Source organism: Streptomyces spiralis, from assembly GCF_014654675.1.
Lineage (GTDB): Bacteria > Actinomycetota > Actinomycetes > Streptomycetales > Streptomycetaceae > Streptomyces > Streptomyces spiralis.
Window position 1 is genome coordinate 69,753 of the sequence record NZ_BNBC01000038.1, and the last position, 22,385, is coordinate 92,137.

The following is a 22,385-nucleotide window of genomic DNA, read 5'->3' on the forward strand; positions in this document are numbered from 1 at the left end:
CGTCGGCTGGGGTGACGTCGTCAACTCGGAGGGAGCTGTGGCCCTAGCCTTCGGTTCGCGGCTGTCCGTGGCTTGAGCGGGGTTTTGACTTCGCGGGGCCGCAGTGTTTGGAGGTGGTCGAGGAGAATGCGGAAGTCGTTGGATGCACGACTCGGGCCCCGAGTTCGCGTGCTCGTTCAGCCCTGTTGTCACGGAAGGACCGCGTCTCGACTCAGCCTCGCTCCTTCGCCCCGTTGCCCTCGATAGCCTCGACGACCTTCTTCGCTGTGGCCTTGGCCGAGCCCGGATTCTGGCCGGTGACGAGGTTGCCGTCGGTCACGACGTAGGAAACGAACGGCAGTGCCGCCTTCTCGTAGAGCGCGCCGCGCTGCTTGGCTTGCTCCTCGGCGTTGTAGGGGACCAGCTTGTCGACGCGGGCGAGGACCTCCTCGGTCCAGGCGAACCCCGTCATCTTGCGGCCGGCGATGAGGTGAGAGCCGTCGGAGAGCCGGGTGTTGAGCAGGCCGCAGTAGCCATGGCAGACCGAGGAAACGACGCCGCCGCGCTCGTAGATCTCGCGGGTGATGCGCTGCAGGCCCTCGCTGTCGGGGAAGTCGTACATCACCGCGTGACCGCCGGTGAAGTAGATCGCGTCGTACTCTGATGGGTCGATCTGGTCAGGGCTCGCCGTGTTCTCGAGCAGCGCCATCTTCCCGGGGTTGGCGCGCCAAGCCTTGGCGGTCTTGTCGTAGTTCGGGAACTTCAGCGCACGCGGCTCGAGAGGCACCGCGCCGCCGACCGGGCTGACGAGCGTCTGCGCGTAGCCGTGCTCCTCGAAGACGTGCCAGGCGTGCGTGAGCTCGGAGAGCCACAGGCCAGTGGTGTGGGAAGGGTCGTCGTAGTGGCCGACGTTGGTGACGACGTTGAGGACGCGCTTGGTCATGGCTGATCTTCTTTCATGCGGACCGGGGTGGCGAGGTGGCGGGCCGTCATGGCCGGCGTTCGGTCAGCGGACGCCCAAGGCACGCAGCGTCTTGAACGCCCGGGTCAGGATCCGCGCCCACTGCTCGTACTTCACCCCGCGGGGCGGGGTGAAGCCCTGGAGGCGCTGGTGGGCGACGGTCTGGGCTTCGGTGTATTTGAGCAGCCCGTCGGCGCCGTGACGACGGCCGAGGCCCGAGTCGCCCATGCCGCCCATGGGGGCGTCGATACTGCCCCAGGCCGCGGCGAACGCCTCGTTGACGTTGACGGTGCCGGCGTGCAGCCGTCCCGCGACCTTACGCGCCTCGGCGCCGTTGCGGCCCCAGACGCTCCCGTTGAGGCCGTACGGCGTGGCGTTGGCCATCGCCACCGCCTCGTCGACGGACCGGTAGCGGTAGATCGACACTACGGGGCCGAACGTCTCGTGGTCGAACAGCGTCATGTTCGGGGTCACATCGGCCAGGATCGTCGGCTCGTAGAACAGGGGGCCGAGGTCGGGCCGGGCCTTGCCTCCGGCCAGTACGGTCGCGCCTTTCGCCACCGCGTCATCGACGTGCGAGCTGACGGTCTCGAGCTGCGAGGGGGTGGTCAGCGAGCCCATGTCCATCGAAAAGTCGTAGGCCGCGCCCAGGCGCATGGCCCGGGTGCGTTCGACGAACGCGGTGACGAACGCGTCGTGGATCTCATCGGCTACGTAAAGCCGCTCGATGGACACGCACAGCTGGCCGGCCGAGGGGAAGCAGGCGGCGACGGCGCCGGCGGCGGCCTTCTCGATGTCGGCGTCGGCGAGGACGACCATCGCGTTCTTGCCGCCGAGCTCCAGGGACGCGCCGATCAGCCGCTCGCCCGCGTCGCGGGCGATCCGGCGCCCGCTTGCGGTGGAGCCGGTGAACATCATGTAGTCTCCGCCGGCCATGAGCGCGTCTCCGATGGAGCTGCCACGGCCGACCACCATCTGCCAGACGTCGGTCGGCAGTCCGGCCTCGCGCATCAGGGCGAGCGCCCACAGGGCGGTCAGGGCGGTCTGGGTGTCGGGCTTCTGTACGACGGCGTTGCCGGCCATCAGGGCCGGGATGGCGTCGCCGGCGGCCATGCTGAGCGGGTAGTTCCAGGGCGAGACGACGGTGACGACGCCCTTGGGGTGGTGCAGCTCGGTTGTGTGGGTCAGCACCGGGATTGCGCCCTTGCGGCGCTTCGGTGAGAGCAGCCGCCGTGCGCTGCGCGCGTAGTAGCGGGCGGTGATCGCGATGTCGCTCACCTCGAGGAACGCGTCGCGACGGGTCTTGCCGCTCTCGGCCTGCATCAGGTCGAGGGCTTCCTCCTGCCGCTGGAGGACGAGGTCGTGGAAGCGCAGCATGATGCGCTTGCGGTCGGCCACCGTGGTGGCCGCCCAGGCGGCCTGGGCAGCGTGTGCCCGGGCGAAGGCATCCTCGACGTCGTCGGGAGTGGAGACCGGCAGGTCCGCGAGCGGTGCGCCGGTGTACGGCGAGGTCGTGGCGACCCGCTGGGCGCGGGCACCGGCGGCCACCAGGGTGGCCAGGCGGGCGACCCCGGCCGGCGTCAGCCAGGCCGGGAGGGCGGCCTCGGCGGGGGCGGTGTCCGTGGTGGTCATCGCGGTCTCAGCTCCGGTCCTGGATGGAGGTGGGCACGGGCATGTGCAGCGCCAGCTGGCCTTCGGTGGTGACGTCGAGCTGGATCGTCCGGATCGGCTTCAGCGAGCGCAGGTCGTCGCTCATCCGGCCCTCACCGAGCTGCAGGTCCAGGCCGCGGGGGAACCGCGTGGTGCCCGAGGAGAGCATGTTGATCTGGCTGGTCGTGGAGTGCCAGGCGCCGTCGATCGTGGTGTAGGAGGTCAGGGTCGAGACGTGTGCGCCGGTGGGCCGTGCGGTCTGCTTCGGGGTGGACGCCGACATGGCGAGGTCAAGGCCGCCCTGGTCGTTGGCGACCCTGACGGAGGTGCGCTCGGTGTCGATGTCGACGTCGAGCTCGGTGACCCACTTGGGAAACCCGTAGCCGTCGTGGCCGCGCACCTGCGCGATCTCGGTGTTGACCGGCAGCGAGAGTACATAAGAGTGCAGGGAGTCGTTCTTGAGTCCGGTGACCAGGTCGAGCAGGCCCAGCCCACCGTGCCGCGCCGGCTTCACGGCGACGCCGACCGCGGCCTCGGTATAGAAGTCGATGTCGCACACGTCGTACCGGAAGGCCATCACGGAGACGATGCCGAGCCCCGGGGCGATCTCGAGCGGGTCCAGCTCGCGGGGCAGGCGGGTCCGGATCGCCTTGGTCGGCGCGAGCATCGTGAGCCGGGTCGTGGAGATGCGGTAGTAGAAGTTCGGCGTCAGCGTGGGTCCGATGCGGGAGTCCACGCGGCTCTTCGGCATCCGGCGGAAGAAGTCGACACTGCTGACCCGCGGGTCCCGCTCCACCTCGTCGAGGTCGGTGTCCATGCGGAACCGGTCATAGAGGCCGCCTTCCGGGACGGTGACGAGACGCCCCCCGAGATCGACCTCTACGGTCCGGTCGGTCGGCTTGGTGGTCGATGCCATGGACGCTCTCCTCCAATGTAAGCGGCGTTAACACCGAGCGTGACACCGGAATGTGAGCACCGTCAACAATGGAGGATGTGAGGCGCGCGACGGGCGGACGGTGCGCGTCAGGAGCCCACCGACGTGATCGCGAGGAAGGCGCTGCGCACCCGGTCGGCGACCTCCTCGCCCGACGCGGCCTGCAGCTTGCCGTCGAGGTACAGGCAGGCCAGCCCGTGGGCCAGCCCCCAGCCGGCCGAGGCCAGGGCCGAGGCGTCCGCGTCGGGGAAGACGTGGTCGAGCGCGTCGGCCAGCAGGTCGTGAAGGGCATCGGCGGCCTTGACCCGCTCGTCGTCGGCGTCGTCGCACGGCTTGCCGAACATCACGCGGAACAGAGCCGGGCGCCGCAGCGCGAAGGCGACATAGGCGACGGCGAACTCGGCCAGGTCCGGGAGCGAGGCGGGCAGGCCGCGCCCGCCGCCCAGGTCGGCCAGCAGCTCCCGGAAACCCTCGACGGCCAGCGCGGACTCCAGGGCGTCGCGGTCCTTGAAGTGGCGATACGGCGCGGTCGGCGACACGCCGGCCCGGCGTGCGACGGCGCGCAGCGAGAAGGGCTCGCCGGCCTCCAGCATCTCCATCGCGGTCGACAGCAGTGCCGCCCGCAGATCGCCGTGATGGTAGCCGCTCTTCTCTGAAGTTGACACTGCTTACTTCGCCCTCCTACGCTTTGTGAGCACTGTAAACATAGCGCACGTCCGGAGAAACCGAGCCCCGATGTCCCCACGCACGCATTCGCGCCCCTTCGACGTCGTACTCCTCGGCGCCACCGGCTTCACCGGCGCTCTGGCCGCCGAGTACCTCGCTGCCCATCTCCCTCCCGGAGCCAGGCTCGCCCTGGCCGGACGCAACCAGGCCAAGCTGGATGCCGTTCGCGACCGTCTCCTCCGGATCAACCAGCAGCTGGACGACATTGCGCTGCTCCACGCCGACTCCTCGGATGAGCAGTCCCTGGCCCGCGTCGCCGAGTCCACGCGGGTCGTGATCACCACGGTCGGCCCCTACCTGGAGTACGGCGAACCACTGGTCGCGGCCTGCGCTGCGGCCGGCACGGACTACGTCGACCTCACCGGCGAGCCCGAGTTCGTCGACCGGATGTACGTCGAGCACCACGCGACCGCCGAGCGGACCGGTGCTCGCATCGTCCACGCCTGCGGCTTCGACTCGATCCCGCACGACCTCGGTGTGCTCTTCACCGTCCAGCAGCTCCCGGCCGGGGTGCCGGTGACCCTGCGGGGAGTGGTCCGCACCAACGCCACCATCTCCGGCGGCACGCTGCACTCCGGTCTCGGCCAGCTGTCGCGACCGCGCGCAATGCTGCAGGCCGCGGCCGGACGCCGCCGTCTCGAGCCGCGACCGCGCGGACGACAGGTCCGCACCCGCATCGGCCGCCCCCGTCGCGACCGCACGCTCGGGACCTGGCTGATCCCGCTGCCCACAATCGACCCCGACGTCGTACGACGCTCCGCGCTCGCTCGCCCGGACTACGGGCCCGACTTCACCTACTCCCACTACGCCGGGGCCCGACGCGTCGCGACCGTCGCCGGCGCACTTGCCGGCTCCGCCGTAGCCCTGGCAGCCGTGCAGGTCCCGCTCCTGCGCCGCGCCATCGGCCGTCGCATCCCCCAAGGCGAGGGGCCGTCGGCGGAGCGGCGCGATCGCACGTGGTTCACCGTCGACATCATCGGCGAGGGCGGCGGTCAGACCGTGCACACCCAGGTCAGCGGTGCAGACCCCGGCTACACCGAGACAGCCAAGATGCTGGCCGAGTCGGCGTTGTGCCTCGCCTTCGACGACAACCCGCCCACCGCCGGCCAGGTCACCACCGCCACCGCGATGGGAGAGAACTTGCTGCGCCGGCTCGGCGACGCCGGCATTTCCTTCACCGTGATCACCTCGCAGACGGCGACCCATGTCGGACGTTGAGAAGGGCGGCACCAGCACGCCGATCGTTCTCATATCGCCGGCGATGACAGCGGTGTTCGGCTACCTCCCCAAGCCGGCGTTCGGCGGCCCCGGGGCGCGCACCCTGATGCGGGAATGGGCCCGCATGGTGCTCACCGGCCGACCGCCGTACGCGGTCGACCGGCCGATCACCACACCGGCCCTCGTCATCAGCCTGGGCAACGACACGTTGTCGCCGGTCGCGGCAGTCGACGACCTGGCTCATCGCCTCTTCTCGTCCATCTCGGTGACACGCTGGCACTGCACCAGCGACCAGGCGCCCCCGGGCTCGACCAACGACCACATCGGCTGGGTCCGCACCCCGGCCACGGTGGTCGACCGCATCGTCACGTGGTGGCACGACACTCCTCGCAGTTGAGCTGCCGTCGCCACCCGCACCATCCACCTCAAGGAGACCCCATGCAGACCGTTCTCGGCGCCGGCGGACCGATCGCCGACGAGCTCGTGAACGAGCTCCACCGCAACCACACCAAGGACATCCGCCTCGTCAGCCGCAAGCCGTCGAGGGTGAACGACACTGATGAGCTCATGGCCGCAGACCTCACCGACGCCGACGCCACCAGCCGTGCCGTCGCGGGCAGCGACATCGCCTACCTCACCGTCGGCCTGCCCCTGGACTCGGAGCTGTGGGAGCGACAGTTCCCCGTCATGATGCGCAACGTCATCGACGCCTGCGCCGAACACGGCACGAAGCTCGTCTTCTTCGACAACACCTACATGTATCCCGGAACGCCGACGCCCCAGACCGAGTCGACAGCATTCGCACCAGGCGGACGCAAGGGACGGGTCCGCGGACAGATCGCCACCATGCTGCTCGAAGCCATGCGGGCCGGACGAGTCGAAGCCCTGATCGGCCGCGCGCCCGAGTTCTACGGCCCCGGCCGCACGAAGAGCTACACGAACTCGTTGGTGTTCGACCGGATCAAGGCGGACAAGCGGCCGTTCGTCCCGGTCGAGGCCCATGCCAAGCGTTCCCTGATCTGGACCCCCGACGCGAGCCGCGCTCTCGCCCTGCTCGGCAACACGCCGGATGCCTACGGCCAGACGTGGCACCTGCCGGTCGACCCGGACCGGCAGACCTACGCCCAGCTCATCGAGATCGCCGGCGAGGTCACCGGCCGCAGAATCGGCTACACAGTGCTGCCGATGCTCGCCTTCCGCCTCGGGCGCCGCTTCGTCAAGCCGCTCGACGAGATGTACGAGCTGCTCGCCCGCTACCGCGATGACAACATCTTCGACAGCTCGAAGTTCGCGGCCCGCTTTCCCGAATTTCAGGTCACGAGCTACCGGGAGGGAGTGGAGCGGATCCTCGCCGGCTGACCCATCGACAGGTCCTCCTGTCGGCTGCCTCGTGCCGCGATGCCGAACCGGCTCCGGTACTCCGACGGCGTGACTCCCGTGGCGCGCTGGAAGAGCCGACGGAAGTTCGACACGTCCGGGTAGCCGACGCTGCGGGAGATCTGGGCGACCGGCTCGTTGGTCAGCTCCAGCAGCTCGCGTGCCTTCGCGATGCACGCCGCCTGGATGTATTCCGTCACCGTCACGCCCGTAGCCTCCTTGAACCGTCGCTGGAAGGTGCGCGGGTGCATGGCTGCTGTCGGCGCGAGGTGCTCGACGGAGTGGGGCTCGTGGAGGCAGGCGTGCAGTCGGGCCTGCACCTCGCGGATGTCGGTGTCGCCGTGCTGGAGTCGGGGCGTGAACACCGGGTAGAGGGACTGCCGCCGGCGCGGCGGGTCGGCGAGGACAAAACGTGCCGTGTGCAGCATCACGCTGGGACCGAGCATCCGGTCGACGAGGGTGAGGCCCAGGTCGACCCACGCCAGGATTCCCGCGGCCGTCATGATGTCGACGTCATCGATCACCATGCGTGAGGCGTCCACCCGGACCTTCGGGTGTCGGCGCGCCAGTTCCTCGGCGCGCCCAGTGGGTCGTGGCATCCCGGAAGTCGAGCAGGTGGGTCTCGGCGAGGACGAAGACGCCGGCGCACACGGCACAGAGAGTGGTGCCCTCGGACCGGAGTCCGACGAGCCAGTCGGTGAGCTCGCCGACCGACGTCATCAGCTCGGGTACGACGAGGCTCGGCGGGATGATGACGTGGCTGAGCCGGTGCGCGAGCTCAGGATGGGTGTCCGAGGTGCAAACCATGACCGGCCCGTCGTCGGTGGCGGACACCGCCCAGGTGCTGACCCGGATCACGCTCGGAGGGCCGGCCGACTCCACGGCGTACTCGCTGGCGACACGGAAGATGTCCCTAAGGCCATGGATCGCCGACACCTGGCAGTCGTCGTACTCCAGCAGGCCGACCTCACCGACGACCCGCGCTCCGGTCTCGTCGACGTGTGGACCTGTCGCGCTCGGGCTCATCGTGTCTCCTCGAAGTCCGTGGTCGGCGCAGCGATGGGCGGCAGACCTGTCGAGTCTGCCGCCCAAGTTCCTGGCTGCGGTCACTCCTGGTGGAGAGCCTCTCGCAGCGCGTCGACGGACAGCTTCCGTGCGACGTTGGTGGCCGGGGTGTCCCGCAGGCTGTCCAACAGCATGAAGTCGTGGACTGTCCCGCTGACGCGGACGGCCGTCACCTCGACGCCGGCCTCACGGAGCTTGTTGGCGTAGAGCTCGCCCCCGTCCCGCAGGACGTCCGCCTCCGCCGTGATGACGAGGGCGGGCGGCAGCCCCTTGAGGTCCTCGAGGGTCGCCCGCAGCGGCGAGGCGTACTTCTCCTCGCGCTTGGTCTCGTCAGTCGTGTACGCGTCCCAGAACCACCTCATCCCGTCGCGGGTGAGGTAGTAGTGCTCCGCGAACTGGTGGTAGGACTGCGTGTCGAAGTCCGGCCCGGTCACGGGGTAGAGCAGGATCTGTGCCTTGAGCGCGAGCCCGCCGCGGTCCTTGTTCATCTGCGCGAAGACCGCGGACATGCATCCGCCGACCGACTCGCCGGCGACGGCGACGCGGGAGGTGTCGAGGCCGTGGTCGGCGCCGTTCTCCTGCAACCACTGGCCGACGGCGTAGTTCTGCTCGACCTGCGTGGGGTACCCCTTCTCGGGCGCCCAGTCGTAGACCGGGAAGACGCCAGCGGCACCGGCCCCGATGGTGAGCTCGCGGAAGAGGCGGTCGTGGGTCTTGTCGTCGCCGAAGACCCACCCAGCGCCGTGGATGTAGAAGACCACGGGCAGCGGGCCCGTGGCGCCCTTGGGCTTGATGATGCGGGTGCGGACGGTGCCCCACTCGCCGGCGTCGACGTCGACCCATTCCTCGTCGACGTCCGGGCGCTCGACGCCCTCGCCGCTCTGCAGGTCGCTGAGGATCTTGCGCCCCTGCTCGGGCGGAAGCTCGTAGATCCGCGGGTGTGGGTCGGTGTCGTCGGCGAGCTTCTTGGCCTCGGGCTCAAGGTACGGCGTGGTGGGGGCTGGAAGGTCAGTCATCGCTGGTCCTTTCCTCGAATGCCGGTCGCTTGCCTCATCGACGCTACGGACGGTCCGCATCCAGGCCGAGTGCCGCGAACGACTCTCTTCGAGGTGATGGCGACACCCTTTCTGAGGTGCGGTCTGATGAAAAAACGGACGAGCCGGGAACAGGAGCCCCGGAGTGCGGCCCGACGGGGGCTCTACCCCTCAGCAAGCCCCAGTCGCAGCGCAAAGCGGCTCCGCCCATGGGTGCTGCTCGTGAATGGACATGGCGCACTTCCGGCGGAAGGCTCCTCGTCCCTACAGGATCCGCCTCGCCGGCGTTGATCGCAGTCGGTGATGCGGGTGGGAGTGTTATGCCGCATGCGCACTGAGCAGGACCGGCAGGGCCGGCGCTGGGTCTTCTGCAAGCCATCCTCTGTTCACAGTCGGCGCCGGAAGCTTCCTGGTGGGCGGATCGATGCCGTGCACCGAGGGCTCGAAGTCAGCACACAACAGCCGCGCGAGCTCCAGCCGAGACTCGTAGATCACATGGCTTCGTGTCGTGTACGACCAGTACGTGCCGGGGTAATGCCTCTGCCCCTTGCGCCAGTGAAAGGTACGCCGCGTCTGCTTCGATCCGCAGCGCGAGTGCCTGCTGCCGTGAGCTGCCGATGCCCCGACGAACGGACCCAGAGGTTCGTAGGGCGCCCTACTCGGTCGCATGCCGTCGTTCCCTCCGCAGGGCGGCCAGGCCGAGGTTCACCAGGCCACCGGGGACGCCGTATCGATCTGGCTGATCTTGGACTCGGCGCCGGCCAGGCTGACGCGGAGCCCTTCAATCTCGCCGAGCACCGGACTCAGCTCGCCCGCCAGTTCGCTGCGTTGGGCCCCTTCGAGCGCCGGTAGATCTGTTCGACGTCCACCGGCGCACCCAGGACCTCTTCGGCCGAGACGGGACGACCTGGCCGACGGGGGGATGGGCTATCGCCTCAGCACCGCGTCAGCCGCACCACCGTGCTCGGCAGATCCCCCTTCGGCAGCAGCAGCGGAAGGCCGTGCGTGAGCAGGGTCGCCGCGTGGTGCTCCGCGCCGGTCGCGTCGTCGACGTAGACCTCGTCGGGGGAGAGGCCGGCCAGGCGCAGGTTGCGCCGCTCGCCGCGGGCGATCACCACGACCCGGTCGCCCGCCCGGTACTGCACGGCGTCGTCGAGGCGGTACTGCTCGCCGAACTGCACCACCGGGCGGATCTCCTTGTAGAGGTCCACCAGGGCGCGGGCCTCGGCGAGTTCGGTTTCCGACCAGCGGGAGACGTCGCCGCCGATACCGAGGGCGCCGGCCATCGCGATGTGGAAGCGGTAGGCGAGGGGAGTGGTGCGGCCGGTGTGCGGGTTGGGGCTGTCGGTGACCCACGCGGACATGGTACGGGCCGGGTAGATCTGGCTGTAGCCGTGCTGGATCGCGGTGCGGTCGACGGCGTCCGTGTTGTCGGAGATCCACATCTGCTCCGTGCGGGCCAGCATCCCCAGGTCGGCGCGGCCGCCGCCCCCCGCGCAGCCCTCGATGCGCAGGCGCGGATGGGCGGCGCGCAGCCGGTCGATGACCGTATACACGCCATGCGTGTGGTCGGTCCACAGGCGTTCGGCGTCTTTGTGGCCCGGCCAACCGGCCTCTGTGAAGGCCCGGTTCATGTCCCACTTCAGGTAGTCGATCGCGTACGTGGCCACCAGCCGGTCGAGCCACTTGAAGGCCCACTCGGTGACGTCGGTACGGGCGAAGTTGAGGACGAGCTGGTTGCGCAGTTCGGTGCGGCGGCGGTGCGGCATGTGCAGCACCCAGTCGGGGTGGGCGCGATAGAGGTCGCTGCCCGGGTTGGTCATCTCCGGCTCCACCCAAAGGCCGAAGCGCATGCCGCGGCCGCGGATCTCCTCGACCAGCGGGCCGAGGCCGTCGGGGAAGCGTTCCGGGTTGGGGTGCCAGTCGCCGAGCCCCGCGGTGTCGCTGGTGCGCTCGCCGAACCAGCCGTCGTCGACCACGAACAGCTCGACACCCAGGCCGGCCGCGCGCTCGGCGAGTTTGCGCTGGCCCTCCAGAGTGACGTCCCAGCCGGTCGCTTCCCAGCTGTTGTAGACGACGGGGCGCACGTCGTCGGGGCGCGGCAGGACATGCGCGGTCACGTAACGGTGCCAGCCGCGGCTCGTGCCCCCGAAGCCGCCGGTGCTGAACTGCCCGGCGAAAGTCGGAGTTCGATGGCTCTCGCCCGGCTGAAGGCGCCACGTCAGACCGTCGTGCCCAGCGCCGCCTGTGACCGTGAACGGGCCGCCCGTGTGGTCCCGCTGTGCGCTGATCCGCCAACTCCCGGACCAGGCGAGGGCCATGCTCCACACGGCCCCCCGCTCCTCGTTCGCGTCGCCCGCGTCCACCATCAACCACGGGTTGCCGAAGTGTCCGGACACGCCGCGTCGGCTCGTGAACACGGTTTCGGCGTACGGGGCTTCGGTGCGCCGCAGCTGCGTCTCGCCCGACCACTCGCCGACGGTGTGGCTCAGACGCACGCCCCCGGCGGCCGGGACCGACCAGGCGGCCGCGTCGCAGCGCAGGATCTCGATCGGTGCCTCGTCGTCCGGACCCAAGTGCCGCAGCGTGAGGGAGCGTTCGATGACGTCGCAGTCTTCGTGGACCGTGTAGTGCAGGGTGCAGCCCAGCGGGTAGTGCCGGTCGCGCAGCCGTAGGTGCAGCGCGTTCCCGTTCCCGGCGATCTCGTGGCTCACGTAGGCCCACTCGACTCCGCGTGCCCCGTTCGCGTACCGGACCAGGAGCGACGGAACGCCGAAGCGTGCGCCGCCCTCGACTGCCAGCTCTTCACCGCCTGTCGAGGCGAAGCTGCTCGTGACGCCGTCGTACGTGGGGAGCGTGCGGACCTGCTCAAGGGTGAGCGGCTCTCCCCAGTGCACATGGCGTGGCGAGTCGTCGTCGGCGAGACGCAGCGCGTACGCGGTGGCAGGAGTGGTGAGCAGGAACGTGCGACTGGACGCGTCGAAGGACACCTGTGACATGGGGCAGGAGCCTAGGTCCGAACTCCCTGAATTTAAATATTGACGAAGGAAATTATTCCCCCTACGTTTCAGCCATGTTGCTGAACCGAGCGCAGCTGCTCACGTCTCCGGCGGCCAACACGGTGTTCACGACCGTGCTGACGCGCGGGCCGGTGAACCGTCCCGAGATCGCCCGGATCACCGGTCTCTCGTCCGCCGCCGTCACCAAGGCGGTCAAGCCGATGATCGAGGCCGGGTACCTGGAGGAGATGCCGCAGCAGGAGCGGACCGCCGAGGGGGCGGGCCGGCCCGCGCACCCGCTGTCCGTCCGCGCCGACCGGGAGTTCTTCGTCGGGGTGAAGGTCACCGCCGACGAACTCATCGGAGTCGTCACGGACTTGAGGGCCGAGGTGCGGGCCGCGCATCGGATCCCGCTGTCCGGGCGCGGTGTCGAACAGGTCGTCGGGGGCATCGCGGAGCTGGTGCGGCAGGTGGCCGGCGAGTACGCCGCGCACACGCACCACATCGGCGTCTCCGTCTCCGGTGACGTCGACCGACCCGGCGGCGTTGTGCGTTACTCCCCGTTCCTCGGCTGGCGTGACGTCCCGCTGGTTCGGCTCGTCGCCGACGTGACCGGGGCGACTGTCACCGTGGAGAACGACGTGAAGGCGCTGACCATCGCCGAGCAGTGGTTCGGCGAGGGGGTGGGCGCAGATTCCTTCGCCCTCGCCACCGTCGGTGTCGGCATCGGCTGCGCACTCGTCGTCAACGGGCGTCTGGTGCCTGGTGGTTACGGGGTGGCGGGCGAGATCGGGCACATCCCCGTCGCCGCCGGGGACGGTCCGGACTGCCACTGCGGAGGGCGCGGCTGCGTCGAGGCGATCGCCTCCGAGGAGGCCATCGTCGCCCGTGCCCGGGAAGCCGCGGGCGACCCCGCGCTCGACATGGCCGGAGCCATCGACCGCGCGCACGGCGGAGACGCCGCCGTGCGCGCCGTGTTCGCCGAGGCGGGCCAGGCCATCGGCCTCGGCCTCGCCGCCATGGTCAACCTCGTCGGGCCCGAGCGGGTCGTCGTCTCCGGCGAGGGCCTGGCCGCGTACGACCTCTTCGAGGAGCAGATCCGCGCCGCCTTCACCCGCCAGGCCTTCGGTGCCGCCGCCCGCTGTCCGCTCGTGGTGCGCCCGCTGCCCTGGGAGGAGTGGGCGCGCGGCGCCGCCGCCGTCAGCATCCAGTCCCTCTTCGCCGCCTGAGCCTTACCCACCTGCGAGCCGCTGTCCCCGGAAGGACCCTGCCATGTCTGCTCGTTCCGCCCTGTCCCGCCGGGGATTCCTCGGCACGTCCCTGCTCTTCGTCGCCGGTTCCGCCGTCGCCTGCTCCAGCAATCCGCAGGGCACGGCCGCCGCGAAGGGAGCCAAGGTCACCCTCACCCAGTGGTACCACCAGTACGGGGAGGAGGGGACGCAGGCCGCCGTCAAGCGGTACGCCGAGGAGTACACCAAGGCCAACCCGGACGTCGCCGTCAATGTCGTCTGGGGCGCGGACACCTCCCAGTACGAGACCAAGCTGAACGCCGCGCTGCTGGGCGCCGACGCCCCCGACATCTTCGAACTCGGCGACTTCCGCGCGGAGATGGCCCGCAAGGGACAGCTCGAACCCCTCGACGACATCTACGGCTCCGCCAAGGACGGCTTCAACCAGGCCGACCTCGACTACCTCACTGTCGACGGCAAGCTCTACGGCATGAAGACCATCGACGACGTGATGGTCCTCTACTACCGCAAGTCGCTGCTGAAGAAGGCGGGCGTCACCCCGCCCACCACCTTCGCCGAACTCGTCGACACGGCGAAGGAGCTGACGACCGGCGGGGTCAAGGGCCTCTTCATCGGCAACGACGGAATCGGCGACAGCCCCTATCTGCTCGCCTGGTCGCAGGGCAAGGACCTGATCGACGGGGACAAGGTCGTCTACGCCGACGCCGCCAAGTCCATCGGCGGCCTGCGCGACCTGCACTCCGACAAGTCGGTCCTGCTCGGCTTCACCACCGACTGGTACGACGCCGGCGCCTTCACCCAGAGCGCCGCCGCCATGCAGTGGTGCGGCCTGTGGGCGCTGCCCACCATCGAGAAGGCCCTCGGTGACGACTTCGGGGTCGCGCCCTGGCCGGCGTACGACAAGAACGGCCGGCCGGTCGCCCGTCTCGGCGGCTGGACGCAGGCCGTGAACGCCAAGAGCAAGCACAAGGACGAGGCCAAGAAGTACCTCCAGTGGCTGTGGATCAAGCAGACGGACATCCAGATCGACTGGGCCGTCAAGTACGGCTTCCACGTGCCGCCGCAGACCGAAGTCGCCGCCAGGACTCCTGAGCTGAGCAAGGGAGCGGCGAAGGACGCCGTCGCCATCGGCACGAAGAACGGCGTCTCCTTCCCGGCCGAGTGGACCCAGGCCATGCAGGCCGGCTTCATCGCCGCGGCCGCCGACATAGCCAAGGGCGCGGCGCCGGAGAAGACGCTGGAGAAGGCCCAGGCCAAGGCCCAGTCCGACCTCGACAAGCAGATGGGCTGAGGCCGTGACCGTCACCGGCACCCGGCCCCTGGACAAGACCCGTCCGGCGCCCGTCACGGCGACGCGGCGCAGACGGCTGACCGAGCGGCAGTCCAAGGCCTTCGCGTTCGTGGTCCTGACCGCGCCGATGCTCATCGGCCTCGGCGTCTTCCGCTACGTCGCGATCGGCTGGAGCTTCCTGCTCAGCTTCAGCGAGGCCCGCCGCACCATCTCGCTCGGCAACTGGGTCGGCTTCGACAACTACCGGCAGCTCTTGAGCGACGAGCGGTTCCGCGACTCGCTCACGATGATCGTGCTGTTCACCGCGCTCATCGTGCCCGTCACCTTCGCCGCGTCCCTCGGCCTCGCCGTCCTCGTCAACCGCGTCAAGCGCGGCCGCGCCTTCTTCCGCACCGCGTTCCTGCTGCCGGCCGCCGTCAGCTACGTAGCGGCCGCCATGATCTGGAAGATGGCCCTGTTCAGCGGCGTGCCGTCCGGACTCGCCAACACCCTCGGCGCACTCTTCGGAGTGGACCCCACCCCCTGGATCCAGACCACGAGCCCGCCCCTGTACTGGATCGTCCTCGTCACGCTGCGCCTGTGGCTCCAGGTCGGCCTGTACATGATCCTGTTCATCGCCGGACTCCAGGCCATTCCGCCGCACCTGTACGAGGCCGCGGCCCTGGACGGCGCGGGCCCCTGGCGCACCTTCCGCAGCGTCACCTTCCCCATGCTGCGCAGCACCTCCGTCGCGATCCTCCTGCTGATGCTCATCGCCGCGCTCCAGGCCTTCGACGAGTTCTACGCGATCTTCTCCACCGGCGCCTCGCTCGGCAGCGAGCCCGTGCGCACCCCGCTCATGCACCTCTACGGCGTCGCGCTCCAGGACCAGGACTACGGCGTCGGCTCGGCCGGCGCCTTCCTGCTCACCCTCCTGATCGTGCTGGTCACCCTGCTCCAGGGCCGGATCCTCGGATTCTCCCGAGCCGGCGACAAGGACTGAACCATGAACCGATACCGAGGCACCGTCGCCGCATCCATCGCCACCTATGTGGTGCTCTGTCTGCTGGCCGTCGTCTTCCTCATCCCGTTCTACGTCCTGCTGCGCAACGCCTTCATGACGACGCCGGAGGTCACCGCCACCGACTGGCACTGGCTGCCCTCCGCGCTGAACTGGAACAACTTCACCGCCCTGTTCGACAACCCGGAGCGCCCCTTCGGCCGCTCCCTGGTCAACTCCCTGCTGATCGCGGTCATCACGGCGCCGGTGTCCACGCTGCTCGCCTCGATGGCCGGGTACGCGCTGGCCCGTATCCACGTGCCCGGACGGGCCGTCGTGCTGTCGCTGATCGTCGGCACACTGATGATTCCGCAAGCGGTCACCTTCCTGCCGACGTTCGTGGTCGTCGGCTCGATGGGCGGCGTCAACACCATGTGGGGCCTGATCGCGCCGGGTCTGTTCAACGCGTTCGCCGTCGTCCTCTTCCGTAGCTTCTACGCATCGTTCCCCGCCGAGATCGAGGAGGCGGGCCGCCTCGACGGACTCAGCTACCTCGGCGTCTACGGACGAATCATCCTGCCCAACTCGGTCACGATGATCGCCTCGCTGGGTGCGCTCTCCTTCATCGAGGCGTGGAACTCCTTCCTCTGGCCGCTGATGATCGGCCAGGACCCCAGCAGCTGGACCGTGCAGATCGCCCTGTCCAGCTTCCTGACCTCGCAGACGGTCAACCTGCCCGAGCTGTTCGCGGGCACGGCCGTGGCGATCCTGCCGCTCGTCGTCATGTTCCTGGTCGCCCAGCGCCACATCGTCCAGGGCATCGCGATGTCCGGTCTCAAGTCGTAACTCCCCACTCGTCGGAACCTGGAGGCACTTCCGTGAGATCCCGCACCCGCCGCGCCGCACTGCTCGCCGCCTGCGCGCTCCCGCTCTCGCTGGCCCTGTCGAACGGCACGGCCGAGGCGAGGACCCCGTACGTCAAGCCCTTCATGGGCTGGAGCAGCTGGAGCGTGGAGTCTTCCTCCCGCGACGGCTACGGCACCCACTGGCTGAACGAGGGCAACATCAAGAACGCCGCCGACGCGCTGAGCAGCAAGCTCTCCTCGGCCGGTTACAAGAACCTCAACATCGACGCCGGCTGGAACTTCGACTACGACTGGAACTTCCACACCGACGCCAACGGCATTCCGGACGCCGACAAGGAGCGCTTCCCCAGCGGCATGGCCTCGCTGTCCGACTACGTGCACAGCAAGGGCCTCAAGCTCGGCCTTTACGGCGCCGCGGGCCTGGAGCAGGAGGTCTACAACAAGAACGCGCCGATCCTCGGTACGGACTGTCATGTACAGGACATCGCGGTGAAGCCGCTGACCGCGACCAACAAGTGGGGCGGCAACTGGAAGATCGACTACTCCAACCCCTGCGCCCAGGAGTACATCGACTCCATCGTCGCCCGCTACGCCGCCTGGGGCGTCGACTTCATCAAGATCGACGGCGTGACCAAGGACAACGTCGAGGACATCAAGGCCTGGTCGACGGCGATCGACCACAGCGGCCGCAAGATGTGGCTGTCCGCCAGTGCCTGGCCCGTGGACCTCGAGGCCGCCGACGGGCTGAAGCCGTATGCGAACGGCGTGCGCGTCGACACCGACGTGGAGTGCTACTGCGAGACGACGAGCTCCTGGACCAGCTCCGTCGACGACCGCTGGAGCGACCTGCCCAAGTGGCTCGACAAGCTGGACGCCCCGCACTACCTCGCCGACCTCGACTCCATGCCGATCAACAACAACACCGGCAGCGGCCTCCAGGACGGCATCGACGACACCGAGCGGCAGTCCGTCATGACCTTCTGGTCGATGGCGTCGTCCCCGCTGTACGTCGGCGGCGACATCTACTTCCTCGACGACACGGCGAAGAAGATCCTTACCAACCCCGAGGTCATCGCCGTCGACCAGGCCGCTGTCCTGCCGAAGCAGGTCCATGACGGTGACACGCAGGTGTGGACCAAGACCGTCGGCGGTGACACCTACCTCGCGGTCTACAACATGGGCTCCGAGGCCACCGACATCAGCGTGAACTTCACCGACCTGGGTCTGCACGGCCCGCAGCGGCTGCGGGACGTCGTGGCCCGCGAGAACCTCGGCTCCTTCAAGCGCTCGTGGACCGCGTCGTCCGTTCCGGCCCACGGTTCCCGGCTGATCAAGATCTCGTAGTCCGGGGGCGTTTCCCGCTGTGTTTCCCGGGCCCTGCGCGGCCGCCGCGCAGGGCCCCCTCGGTAGCGCTTCTTCGCTGCCTCTTCGCCGTTTCGTCGCCGTACGGAAGGACCCGCCCCATGAGCACCGGACCGTCCCGCCGCACCGTTCTCGGCCTCGGCGCCGCCCTCGCCGCCTTCAGCGCCTTTCCCGCGTTCACCGCCCACGCCGCACCGAACCGCCCCGCCACCTCCCCGCTCGTCCCCGCCGACGAGGCGACCACCCTGTGGTACCCGGAGCCCGCCGACGAGGACCTGCTCATCGAACAGGGCCTGCCGCTGGGCAACGGCCGCCTCGGCGCTCTCGTCGGCGGCGACCCCGCGAGCGAGCTGTTCCACGTCACCGACGGCTCACTGTGGACCGGCGGCGCCAACAGCACTCTCGACTCCGACGGCCAGTTCCCGTACGGACGTGAAGACTTCGGCAGTATGACGCTGCTGGCCCGAGCCACCCTGAGCCTGCCGGGCCACGACTTCTCCGACGTCACCGGCTACCGGCGCGCCCTCGACCTGAGCAACGGCCTCGTGACCACGTCGTACAAGAAGGGCAAGGTCACCTATGTGCGGGAGATGTTCGTCAGCGCCCCTGACGACGCCCTGGTGATCAGGCTCAGCCAGAGCGGCGGCGGCACCCTCACCGGAAGCATGGTGCTCTCCGGCACTCACGGCGAGACCACCACCGCGGACACCGCCCGCCACCTTGCCTCCTTCAGTGCCGCCTTCGCCAACGACCTGCGCTACGCAGCCGCGGTCACCGCGAGCGCGGACGGCGGCACGGTGACCGCGAGCGGATCCCGGGTCACGTTCACCGACTGCACCGAGGTCGTCATCGTGCTCAGCGGCGGCACCGACTATGCGCCGGACCACTCCGCCGGCTTCCGCGACCAGGATGCCGACCCGCTGGACCTGGCCAAGTCCAAGGCCCTTGCCGCAGCGACCAGTTCGGGCACCACACTCCGTGACACGCATGTCGCCGACTACCGCTCCGCCTACGACCGGTTCACCCTCGACCTGGGTTTCTCCACCGGGCAGCAGCGAAAGCTCGACACTTGGTCCCGGCTCACCGCCCGCGCTGCCGACGGAGCATCGCCCGATCCCGAACTGGAGGCGAGCTACCTGCAGTTCGGCCGCTATCTGGCCATCTGCGGATCGCGCGACAGCCTGCCCATGGGCCTGCAAGGGCTGTGGCTGGAGGGCAACACGCCCGACTGGATGGGCGACTACCACACCGACATCAACATCCAGATGAACTACTGGCTCCCCGACCGGGCAGGTGTCCCAGACACATTCGACGCCTTCGCGGACTACTGCATCGCGCAGCTTCCCGTCTGGAGCAAGGTCACCCAGGAGCAGTTCAACGACGCGCGCAACCGCTTCCGCAACACCTCGGAGAAGGTCGCCGGCTGGACCGTCGCCATCTCCACCAACCCGTACGGCGGCGGAGGCTGGTGGTGGCACCCGGCGGGCAACGCCTGGCTGTGCGAATCCCTCTACGAGCACTACGAGTTCACCCAGGACGCGCGGTACCTGGCCAGGATCATGCCGCTGCTCAAAGGGGCCTGCGAGTTCTGGGAGGCGCGTCTGATCACGATGAGCGTCGACGGGCGCGAGGTCCTCGTCGACGACCACGACTGGTCGCCCGAGCAGGGGCCGCAGGATGCCCGCGGCATCACCTACACCCAGGAGCTTCTCTGGTCACTCTTCGGCCACTACGAGCAGGCCTGCCGCACCCTCGACCGCGACCTGGAACACGCCGCCGTCGTAAGGGAGTTGCGTGACCGGCTCTACCTACCGAAGGTCAGTCCGACCTCCGGCTGGCTGGAGGAGTGGATGAGCGAGGACAACCTCGGCGAGACCACCCATCGCCATCTCTCGCCGCTCATCAACCTGTTCCCAGGTGACCGCATCCGTCCCGACACCGACGAGACCACGCTCAAGGGCGCGACCGCGCTGCTCACCGCGCGCGGCATGCAGAGCTACGGCTGGGCGTGCGCGTGGCGGGCGGCCTGCTGGGCCCGACTGAAGAACGCCGACAACGCGTATCAGCTGGTGCTGACGAACCTGAAGCCGTGGGCGGGCGCCGACACCGGAACCGCCATGAACTTCTTCGATATGTACCGGGTCTCCGACACCCGCGCCATCTTCCAGATCGACGCCAACCTAGGCACCCCCACCGCCATGCTGGAGATGCTCCTGTACTCCCGTCCCGGCCACATCGAACTGCTCCCCGCCCTGCCCGACGCCTGGGCCGCGTCCGGCTCGGTCAAGGGCGCCGGTGCACGCGGCGGCTTCACCGTCGACATGCGGTGGGAGCGCGGGCGCATACGCGAGGCGACCCTGCACAGTGTCGGCGGCCGGACGACCACCGTGACCGCCGGCGGTCGAAGCGTGGACGTCACCGTGCGGCCGGGAGAGTCGGTCGCGCTCACGGAACTGGTCGGCTGATGGGTATGAACGTGACCGAACAGCACGGACGCCCGGTGCGGGCGCTGCTCGCGGTACTGGTGGCGCTCGCCATGCCTCTCATGGGCGTGAGCGCCGCGCACGCGGCCATGTCCGCGGGGACCCGGGTCAGCGCCTGGTCGCCCAGCATGACGACCGGCGGCCCGTCCTTCGAGAACCAGACCATCCGGATGGTGGTGCACCCCAGCGTCGCAGGCTCGGAGGCTCGTATCACCCTCTCGAACCGTTACAGCGCGCAGCCGTTGCGCGTGGCTGCCGCCGTTGTGGCCGTCCAGGCGAGCGGTGGCGCGGCCGAGCCCGGCACGACGCGGCACCTCACCTTCGGCGGCTCGGACCAGGTCACGATCGCGGCAGGGGAGGAGACTGTCAGCGACACCGTCCCGATCCCGGTGGAGACCGAACAGAACCTGCTCGTCAGCCTCTATCTGCCCGAGGCCACCGGGACGTCGACCTGGCACTCCGACGCCTTCGACACCACGTACGTGTCCAACGGCGACCATGCGAGCGACGACAGCGCCGCCGCGTTCACGTCCGCCTCGACGTCCTGGTACTACCTGGCGGGCCTCAACGTCGAGCCCGCGACGGCACACGGAACGGTCGTCGCCTTCGGGGACTCCATCACCGACGGCTATCACTCCACGACCGGCACCTACACCCGCTGGCCCGACTTCCTCGCCCGCCGCCTCGCCGATGAGCCGGGCCCGCAGAAACTGAGCGTCGTCGACGCGGGCATCGGCGGGAACCGGGTCCTGACCGACGTACCCAATCCGTGGCAGGGCGTCAGCGCGCTGAAGCGGTTCCGTCATGACGCCCTCGGGCAGCCCGGGGTCAGCGACGTGATCCTCTTCGAGGGCATCAACGACATCGGCAACAACGCAGGCCCGGACGGCGGCCCCCTCACGGCCCAGGACCTGATCGACGGCTACCGCACCCTGATCGACCAGGCGCACGCCGCCCACGTCCGCGCGATCGGCGCGACCCTCATGCCCGACAAGGGGAACGGCTATTACACCCCCGCGGCCGAGGAGATCCGGCAGAGCGTCAACGGCTGGATCCGCAGCAGCGGTGCCTTCGACGGCGTCATCGACTTCGACCGGGTGATGCGCGACCCCGCGGATCCCGCCGCCCTCAACCCCGAGTACGACTCGGGCGACCACATCCACCCCGACGACGCGGGCATGCGGGCCATGGCCGACGCTGTCGACCTGCGCCTCCTGCATCCGTGACGATGGACGATCGAGTCCGCCCTCTGCCGTTCATCTCACGGCGGGGAGGGCTCCTCGTCCCGCGAAACCTGCTCTTGGAGAAGTCCGGCCAGGAACCGGTGAACGCGGAAGCGGTGTAGGCATCGGCGCAGTCGGACAGCGCCTTTGGCCCCCACGCGGCAGGGGCGGTCCCCATTCCCGGACCGCCCCTCTCCCGTGCCGCTGCTCCCGTGCACCCGGCGCGACGAGGCGCGCCGCGGTAGCCGAAGGCAGGTGCCTCAGGCGAGCGTCACCTCGACCGGAAGCTTCTTGATGCCGTTGACGAAGTTGGAACGCACGCGCGGCACGTCGCCGGCCAGGCGAATGTCCGCCAGGCGCGGGATCAGCTCCTCGAACATGATGCGGATCTCGGTGCGGGCCAGCAGGTTGCCCAGGCACAGGTGCGGGCTGCCCTTGCCGAAGGTGACATGGTCGTTGTCCTGGCGGGCGACGTCGAAGTCGTAGGGGTCGCCGAAGACCTTCTCGTCGCGGTTGCCGGAGGCGAACCACATGACGACCTTGTCGCCCTCCTTGATCTGCTTGCCGCCGAGTTCGACGTCCCGGGTCGCGGTACGGCGGAAGTGGTAGACGGGGGAGGCCCAGCGCAGGAACTCCTCGACCGCCGTAGGGATCAGGGAGGGGTCGTCCTTGAGACGGGCGAGCTGCTCCGGGTGCTGGAGGAGGGCCAGCATCGAGTGGGTGATGGTGTGCCGGGTGGTCTCGTTGCCGGCGACGACCAGGAGCAGGCACACGAGACAGCGGTTTACGCAGCGAGATGGACACCACGCGGCTGCACCGTCGCAGGTGGGAGGCGTGGCCTGTACTAAGAATGGCGCTGCTCGACTCTAACTGCTTTCTGCTTCGTCACCTCGCCGTGATCACCGACTTCCCTTAGAGGCCCTAACAAAGCCTCTGGACGTGGCGGTGGGTGATCAGGCAGACGGCGAGTCCGAGGAAGGCTTCGTGG

The 22,385-nt window shown here is 69.1% G+C and carries 18 protein-coding genes and 1 pseudogene; 10 read left to right on the plus strand and 9 right to left on the minus strand.

Going from position 1 to position 22,385, the window contains the following annotated elements; genetic code table 11:
- Positions 1-211: 211 nt before the first annotated feature.
- From IE318_RS31625 to IE318_RS31640, 4 genes are all read right to left on the minus strand, one after another.
- On the minus strand, positions 212-922 hold the full coding sequence (locus IE318_RS31625; protein WP_189905853.1) for a type 1 glutamine amidotransferase domain-containing protein: 711 nt from the start codon (positions 920-922) through the stop codon (positions 212-214).
- A 63-nt stretch (positions 923-985) separates the two neighbouring features.
- Positions 986-2,572, minus strand: a complete 1,587-nt coding sequence (locus tag IE318_RS31630) for a succinic semialdehyde dehydrogenase (RefSeq protein ID WP_189905855.1) — start codon at positions 2,570-2,572, stop codon at positions 986-988.
- Positions 2,573-2,579: 7 nt separating this feature from the next.
- Positions 2,580-3,506: an acetoacetate decarboxylase family protein gene (locus IE318_RS31635; RefSeq protein WP_189905857.1), complete on the minus strand. Its 927-nt coding sequence runs from the start codon at positions 3,504-3,506 to the stop codon at positions 2,580-2,582.
- 107 nt (positions 3,507-3,613) lie between these two features.
- A complete protein-coding gene (locus IE318_RS31640; RefSeq protein WP_189905859.1) occupies positions 3,614-4,189 on the minus strand; it encodes a TetR/AcrR family transcriptional regulator in 576 nt (191 codons plus the stop codon).
- Between the two features lie 70 nt (positions 4,190-4,259).
- Between IE318_RS31640 and IE318_RS31645 the strand changes: the two genes are divergently transcribed.
- Genes IE318_RS31645 through IE318_RS31655 form a run of 3 tightly spaced genes read left to right on the plus strand, consistent with a single transcriptional unit; the run spans position 4,260 to position 6,827 of the window.
- The gene (locus IE318_RS31645) at positions 4,260-5,468 is read left to right on the plus strand and encodes a saccharopine dehydrogenase family protein (RefSeq protein ID WP_189905861.1); all 1,209 of its coding nucleotides are present in this window, start codon (positions 4,260-4,262) and stop codon (positions 5,466-5,468) included.
- The gene (locus IE318_RS31650; RefSeq protein WP_189905863.1) at positions 5,455-5,865 is read left to right on the plus strand and encodes a hypothetical protein; all 411 of its coding nucleotides are present in this window, start codon (positions 5,455-5,457) and stop codon (positions 5,863-5,865) included. Before IE318_RS31645 ends, IE318_RS31650 begins: the two co-directional genes overlap by 14 nt.
- A gap of 41 nt (positions 5,866-5,906) precedes the next feature.
- Complete coding sequence (locus tag IE318_RS31655; protein WP_189905865.1) at positions 5,907-6,827, plus strand: NAD-dependent epimerase/dehydratase family protein; 921 nt, start codon at positions 5,907-5,909, stop codon at positions 6,825-6,827.
- Here the strand turns inward: IE318_RS31655 and IE318_RS45415 are convergent.
- From IE318_RS45415 to IE318_RS31670, 4 genes are all read right to left on the minus strand, one after another.
- On the minus strand, positions 6,791-7,372 hold the full coding sequence (locus IE318_RS45415) for a GlxA family transcriptional regulator (RefSeq protein ID WP_229903864.1): 582 nt from the start codon (positions 7,370-7,372) through the stop codon (positions 6,791-6,793). The genes IE318_RS31655 and IE318_RS45415 overlap by 37 nt on opposite strands.
- On the minus strand, positions 7,359-7,871 hold the full coding sequence (locus IE318_RS45420) for a type 1 glutamine amidotransferase family protein (protein WP_229903865.1): 513 nt from the start codon (positions 7,869-7,871) through the stop codon (positions 7,359-7,361). The genes IE318_RS45415 and IE318_RS45420 overlap by 14 nt, the downstream gene beginning before the upstream one ends.
- Before the next feature lie 80 nt (positions 7,872-7,951).
- Positions 7,952-8,926, minus strand: a complete 975-nt coding sequence (locus IE318_RS31665; protein ID WP_189905867.1) for an alpha/beta hydrolase — start codon at positions 8,924-8,926, stop codon at positions 7,952-7,954.
- A 953-nt stretch (positions 8,927-9,879) separates the two neighbouring features.
- Positions 9,880-11,943: an alpha-galactosidase gene (locus IE318_RS31670; protein ID WP_189905869.1), complete on the minus strand. Its 2,064-nt coding sequence runs from the start codon at positions 11,941-11,943 to the stop codon at positions 9,880-9,882.
- 74 nt (positions 11,944-12,017) lie between these two features.
- Between IE318_RS31670 and IE318_RS31675 the strand changes: the two genes are divergently transcribed.
- The 7 genes from IE318_RS31675 to IE318_RS31705 all read left to right on the plus strand — a co-directional run bounded on the left by IE318_RS31675 (position 12,018) and on the right by IE318_RS31705 (position 21,400).
- Positions 12,018-13,172, plus strand: a complete 1,155-nt coding sequence (locus IE318_RS31675; protein WP_189905871.1) for an ROK family transcriptional regulator — start codon at positions 12,018-12,020, stop codon at positions 13,170-13,172.
- 43 nt (positions 13,173-13,215) lie between these two features.
- Positions 13,216-14,484 carry an ABC transporter substrate-binding protein gene (locus IE318_RS31680; protein WP_229903866.1) on the plus strand — a complete coding sequence of 423 codons (1,269 nt, stop codon included), beginning with the start codon at positions 13,216-13,218 and terminating at the stop codon, positions 14,482-14,484.
- Between the two features lie 4 nt (positions 14,485-14,488).
- A complete protein-coding gene (locus tag IE318_RS31685; RefSeq protein ID WP_189905873.1) occupies positions 14,489-15,466 on the plus strand; it encodes a carbohydrate ABC transporter permease in 978 nt (325 codons plus the stop codon).
- Positions 15,467-15,469: 3 nt separating this feature from the next.
- On the plus strand, positions 15,470-16,309 hold the full coding sequence (locus IE318_RS31690) for a carbohydrate ABC transporter permease (protein WP_189905875.1): 840 nt from the start codon (positions 15,470-15,472) through the stop codon (positions 16,307-16,309).
- 32 nt (positions 16,310-16,341) lie between these two features.
- Positions 16,342-17,673 carry a glycoside hydrolase family 27 protein gene (locus tag IE318_RS31695; protein WP_229903867.1) on the plus strand — a complete coding sequence of 444 codons (1,332 nt, stop codon included), beginning with the start codon at positions 16,342-16,344 and terminating at the stop codon, positions 17,671-17,673.
- Positions 17,674-17,792: 119 nt separating this feature from the next.
- On the plus strand, positions 17,793-20,156 hold the full coding sequence (locus IE318_RS31700) for a glycoside hydrolase family 95 protein (protein ID WP_189905877.1): 2,364 nt from the start codon (positions 17,793-17,795) through the stop codon (positions 20,154-20,156).
- A 5-nt stretch (positions 20,157-20,161) separates the two neighbouring features.
- Positions 20,162-21,400, plus strand: a complete 1,239-nt coding sequence (locus IE318_RS31705; RefSeq protein ID WP_229903868.1) for an SGNH/GDSL hydrolase family protein — start codon at positions 20,162-20,164, stop codon at positions 21,398-21,400.
- 257 nt (positions 21,401-21,657) lie between these two features.
- On the opposite strand, the pseudogene IE318_RS31710 reads toward IE318_RS31705, so the two are convergent.
- Positions 21,658-22,164, minus strand: a pseudogene (locus IE318_RS31710) (cytochrome P450); the annotation flags it as partial.
- Positions 22,165-22,385 lie beyond the last annotated feature (221 nt).

Excerpts from the sequence above, each read along its gene's own strand:
- IE318_RS31625 (WP_189905853.1), bottom strand. The coding sequence starts at position 922 with ATGACCAAGCGCGTCCTCAACGTCGTCACCAACGTCGGCCACTACGAC.
- IE318_RS31630 (WP_189905855.1), bottom strand. The coding sequence starts at position 2,572 with ATGACCACCACGGACACCGCCCCCGCCGAGGCCGCCCTCCCGGCCTGG.
- IE318_RS31635 (WP_189905857.1), bottom strand. The coding sequence starts at position 3,506 with ATGGCATCGACCACCAAGCCGACCGACCGGACCGTAGAGGTCGATCTC.
- IE318_RS31645 (WP_189905861.1), top strand. The coding sequence starts at position 4,260 with ATGTCCCCACGCACGCATTCGCGCCCCTTCGACGTCGTACTCCTCGGC.
- IE318_RS31650 (WP_189905863.1), top strand. The coding sequence starts at position 5,455 with ATGTCGGACGTTGAGAAGGGCGGCACCAGCACGCCGATCGTTCTCATA.
- IE318_RS31655 (WP_189905865.1), top strand. The coding sequence starts at position 5,907 with ATGCAGACCGTTCTCGGCGCCGGCGGACCGATCGCCGACGAGCTCGTG.
- IE318_RS45415 (WP_229903864.1), bottom strand. The coding sequence starts at position 7,372 with ATGGTGATCGATGACGTCGACATCATGACGGCCGCGGGAATCCTGGCG.
- IE318_RS45420 (WP_229903865.1), bottom strand. The coding sequence starts at position 7,871 with ATGAGCCCGAGCGCGACAGGTCCACACGTCGACGAGACCGGAGCGCGG.
- IE318_RS31665 (WP_189905867.1), bottom strand. The coding sequence starts at position 8,926 with ATGACTGACCTTCCAGCCCCCACCACGCCGTACCTTGAGCCCGAGGCC.
- IE318_RS31670 (WP_189905869.1), bottom strand. The coding sequence starts at position 11,943 with ATGTCACAGGTGTCCTTCGACGCGTCCAGTCGCACGTTCCTGCTCACC.
- IE318_RS31675 (WP_189905871.1), top strand. The coding sequence starts at position 12,018 with ATGTTGCTGAACCGAGCGCAGCTGCTCACGTCTCCGGCGGCCAACACG.
- IE318_RS31680 (WP_229903866.1), top strand. The coding sequence starts at position 13,216 with ATGTCTGCTCGTTCCGCCCTGTCCCGCCGGGGATTCCTCGGCACGTCC.
- IE318_RS31690 (WP_189905875.1), top strand. The coding sequence starts at position 15,470 with ATGAACCGATACCGAGGCACCGTCGCCGCATCCATCGCCACCTATGTG.
- IE318_RS31700 (WP_189905877.1), top strand. The coding sequence starts at position 17,793 with ATGAGCACCGGACCGTCCCGCCGCACCGTTCTCGGCCTCGGCGCCGCC.
- IE318_RS31705 (WP_229903868.1), top strand. The coding sequence starts at position 20,162 with ATGAACGTGACCGAACAGCACGGACGCCCGGTGCGGGCGCTGCTCGCG.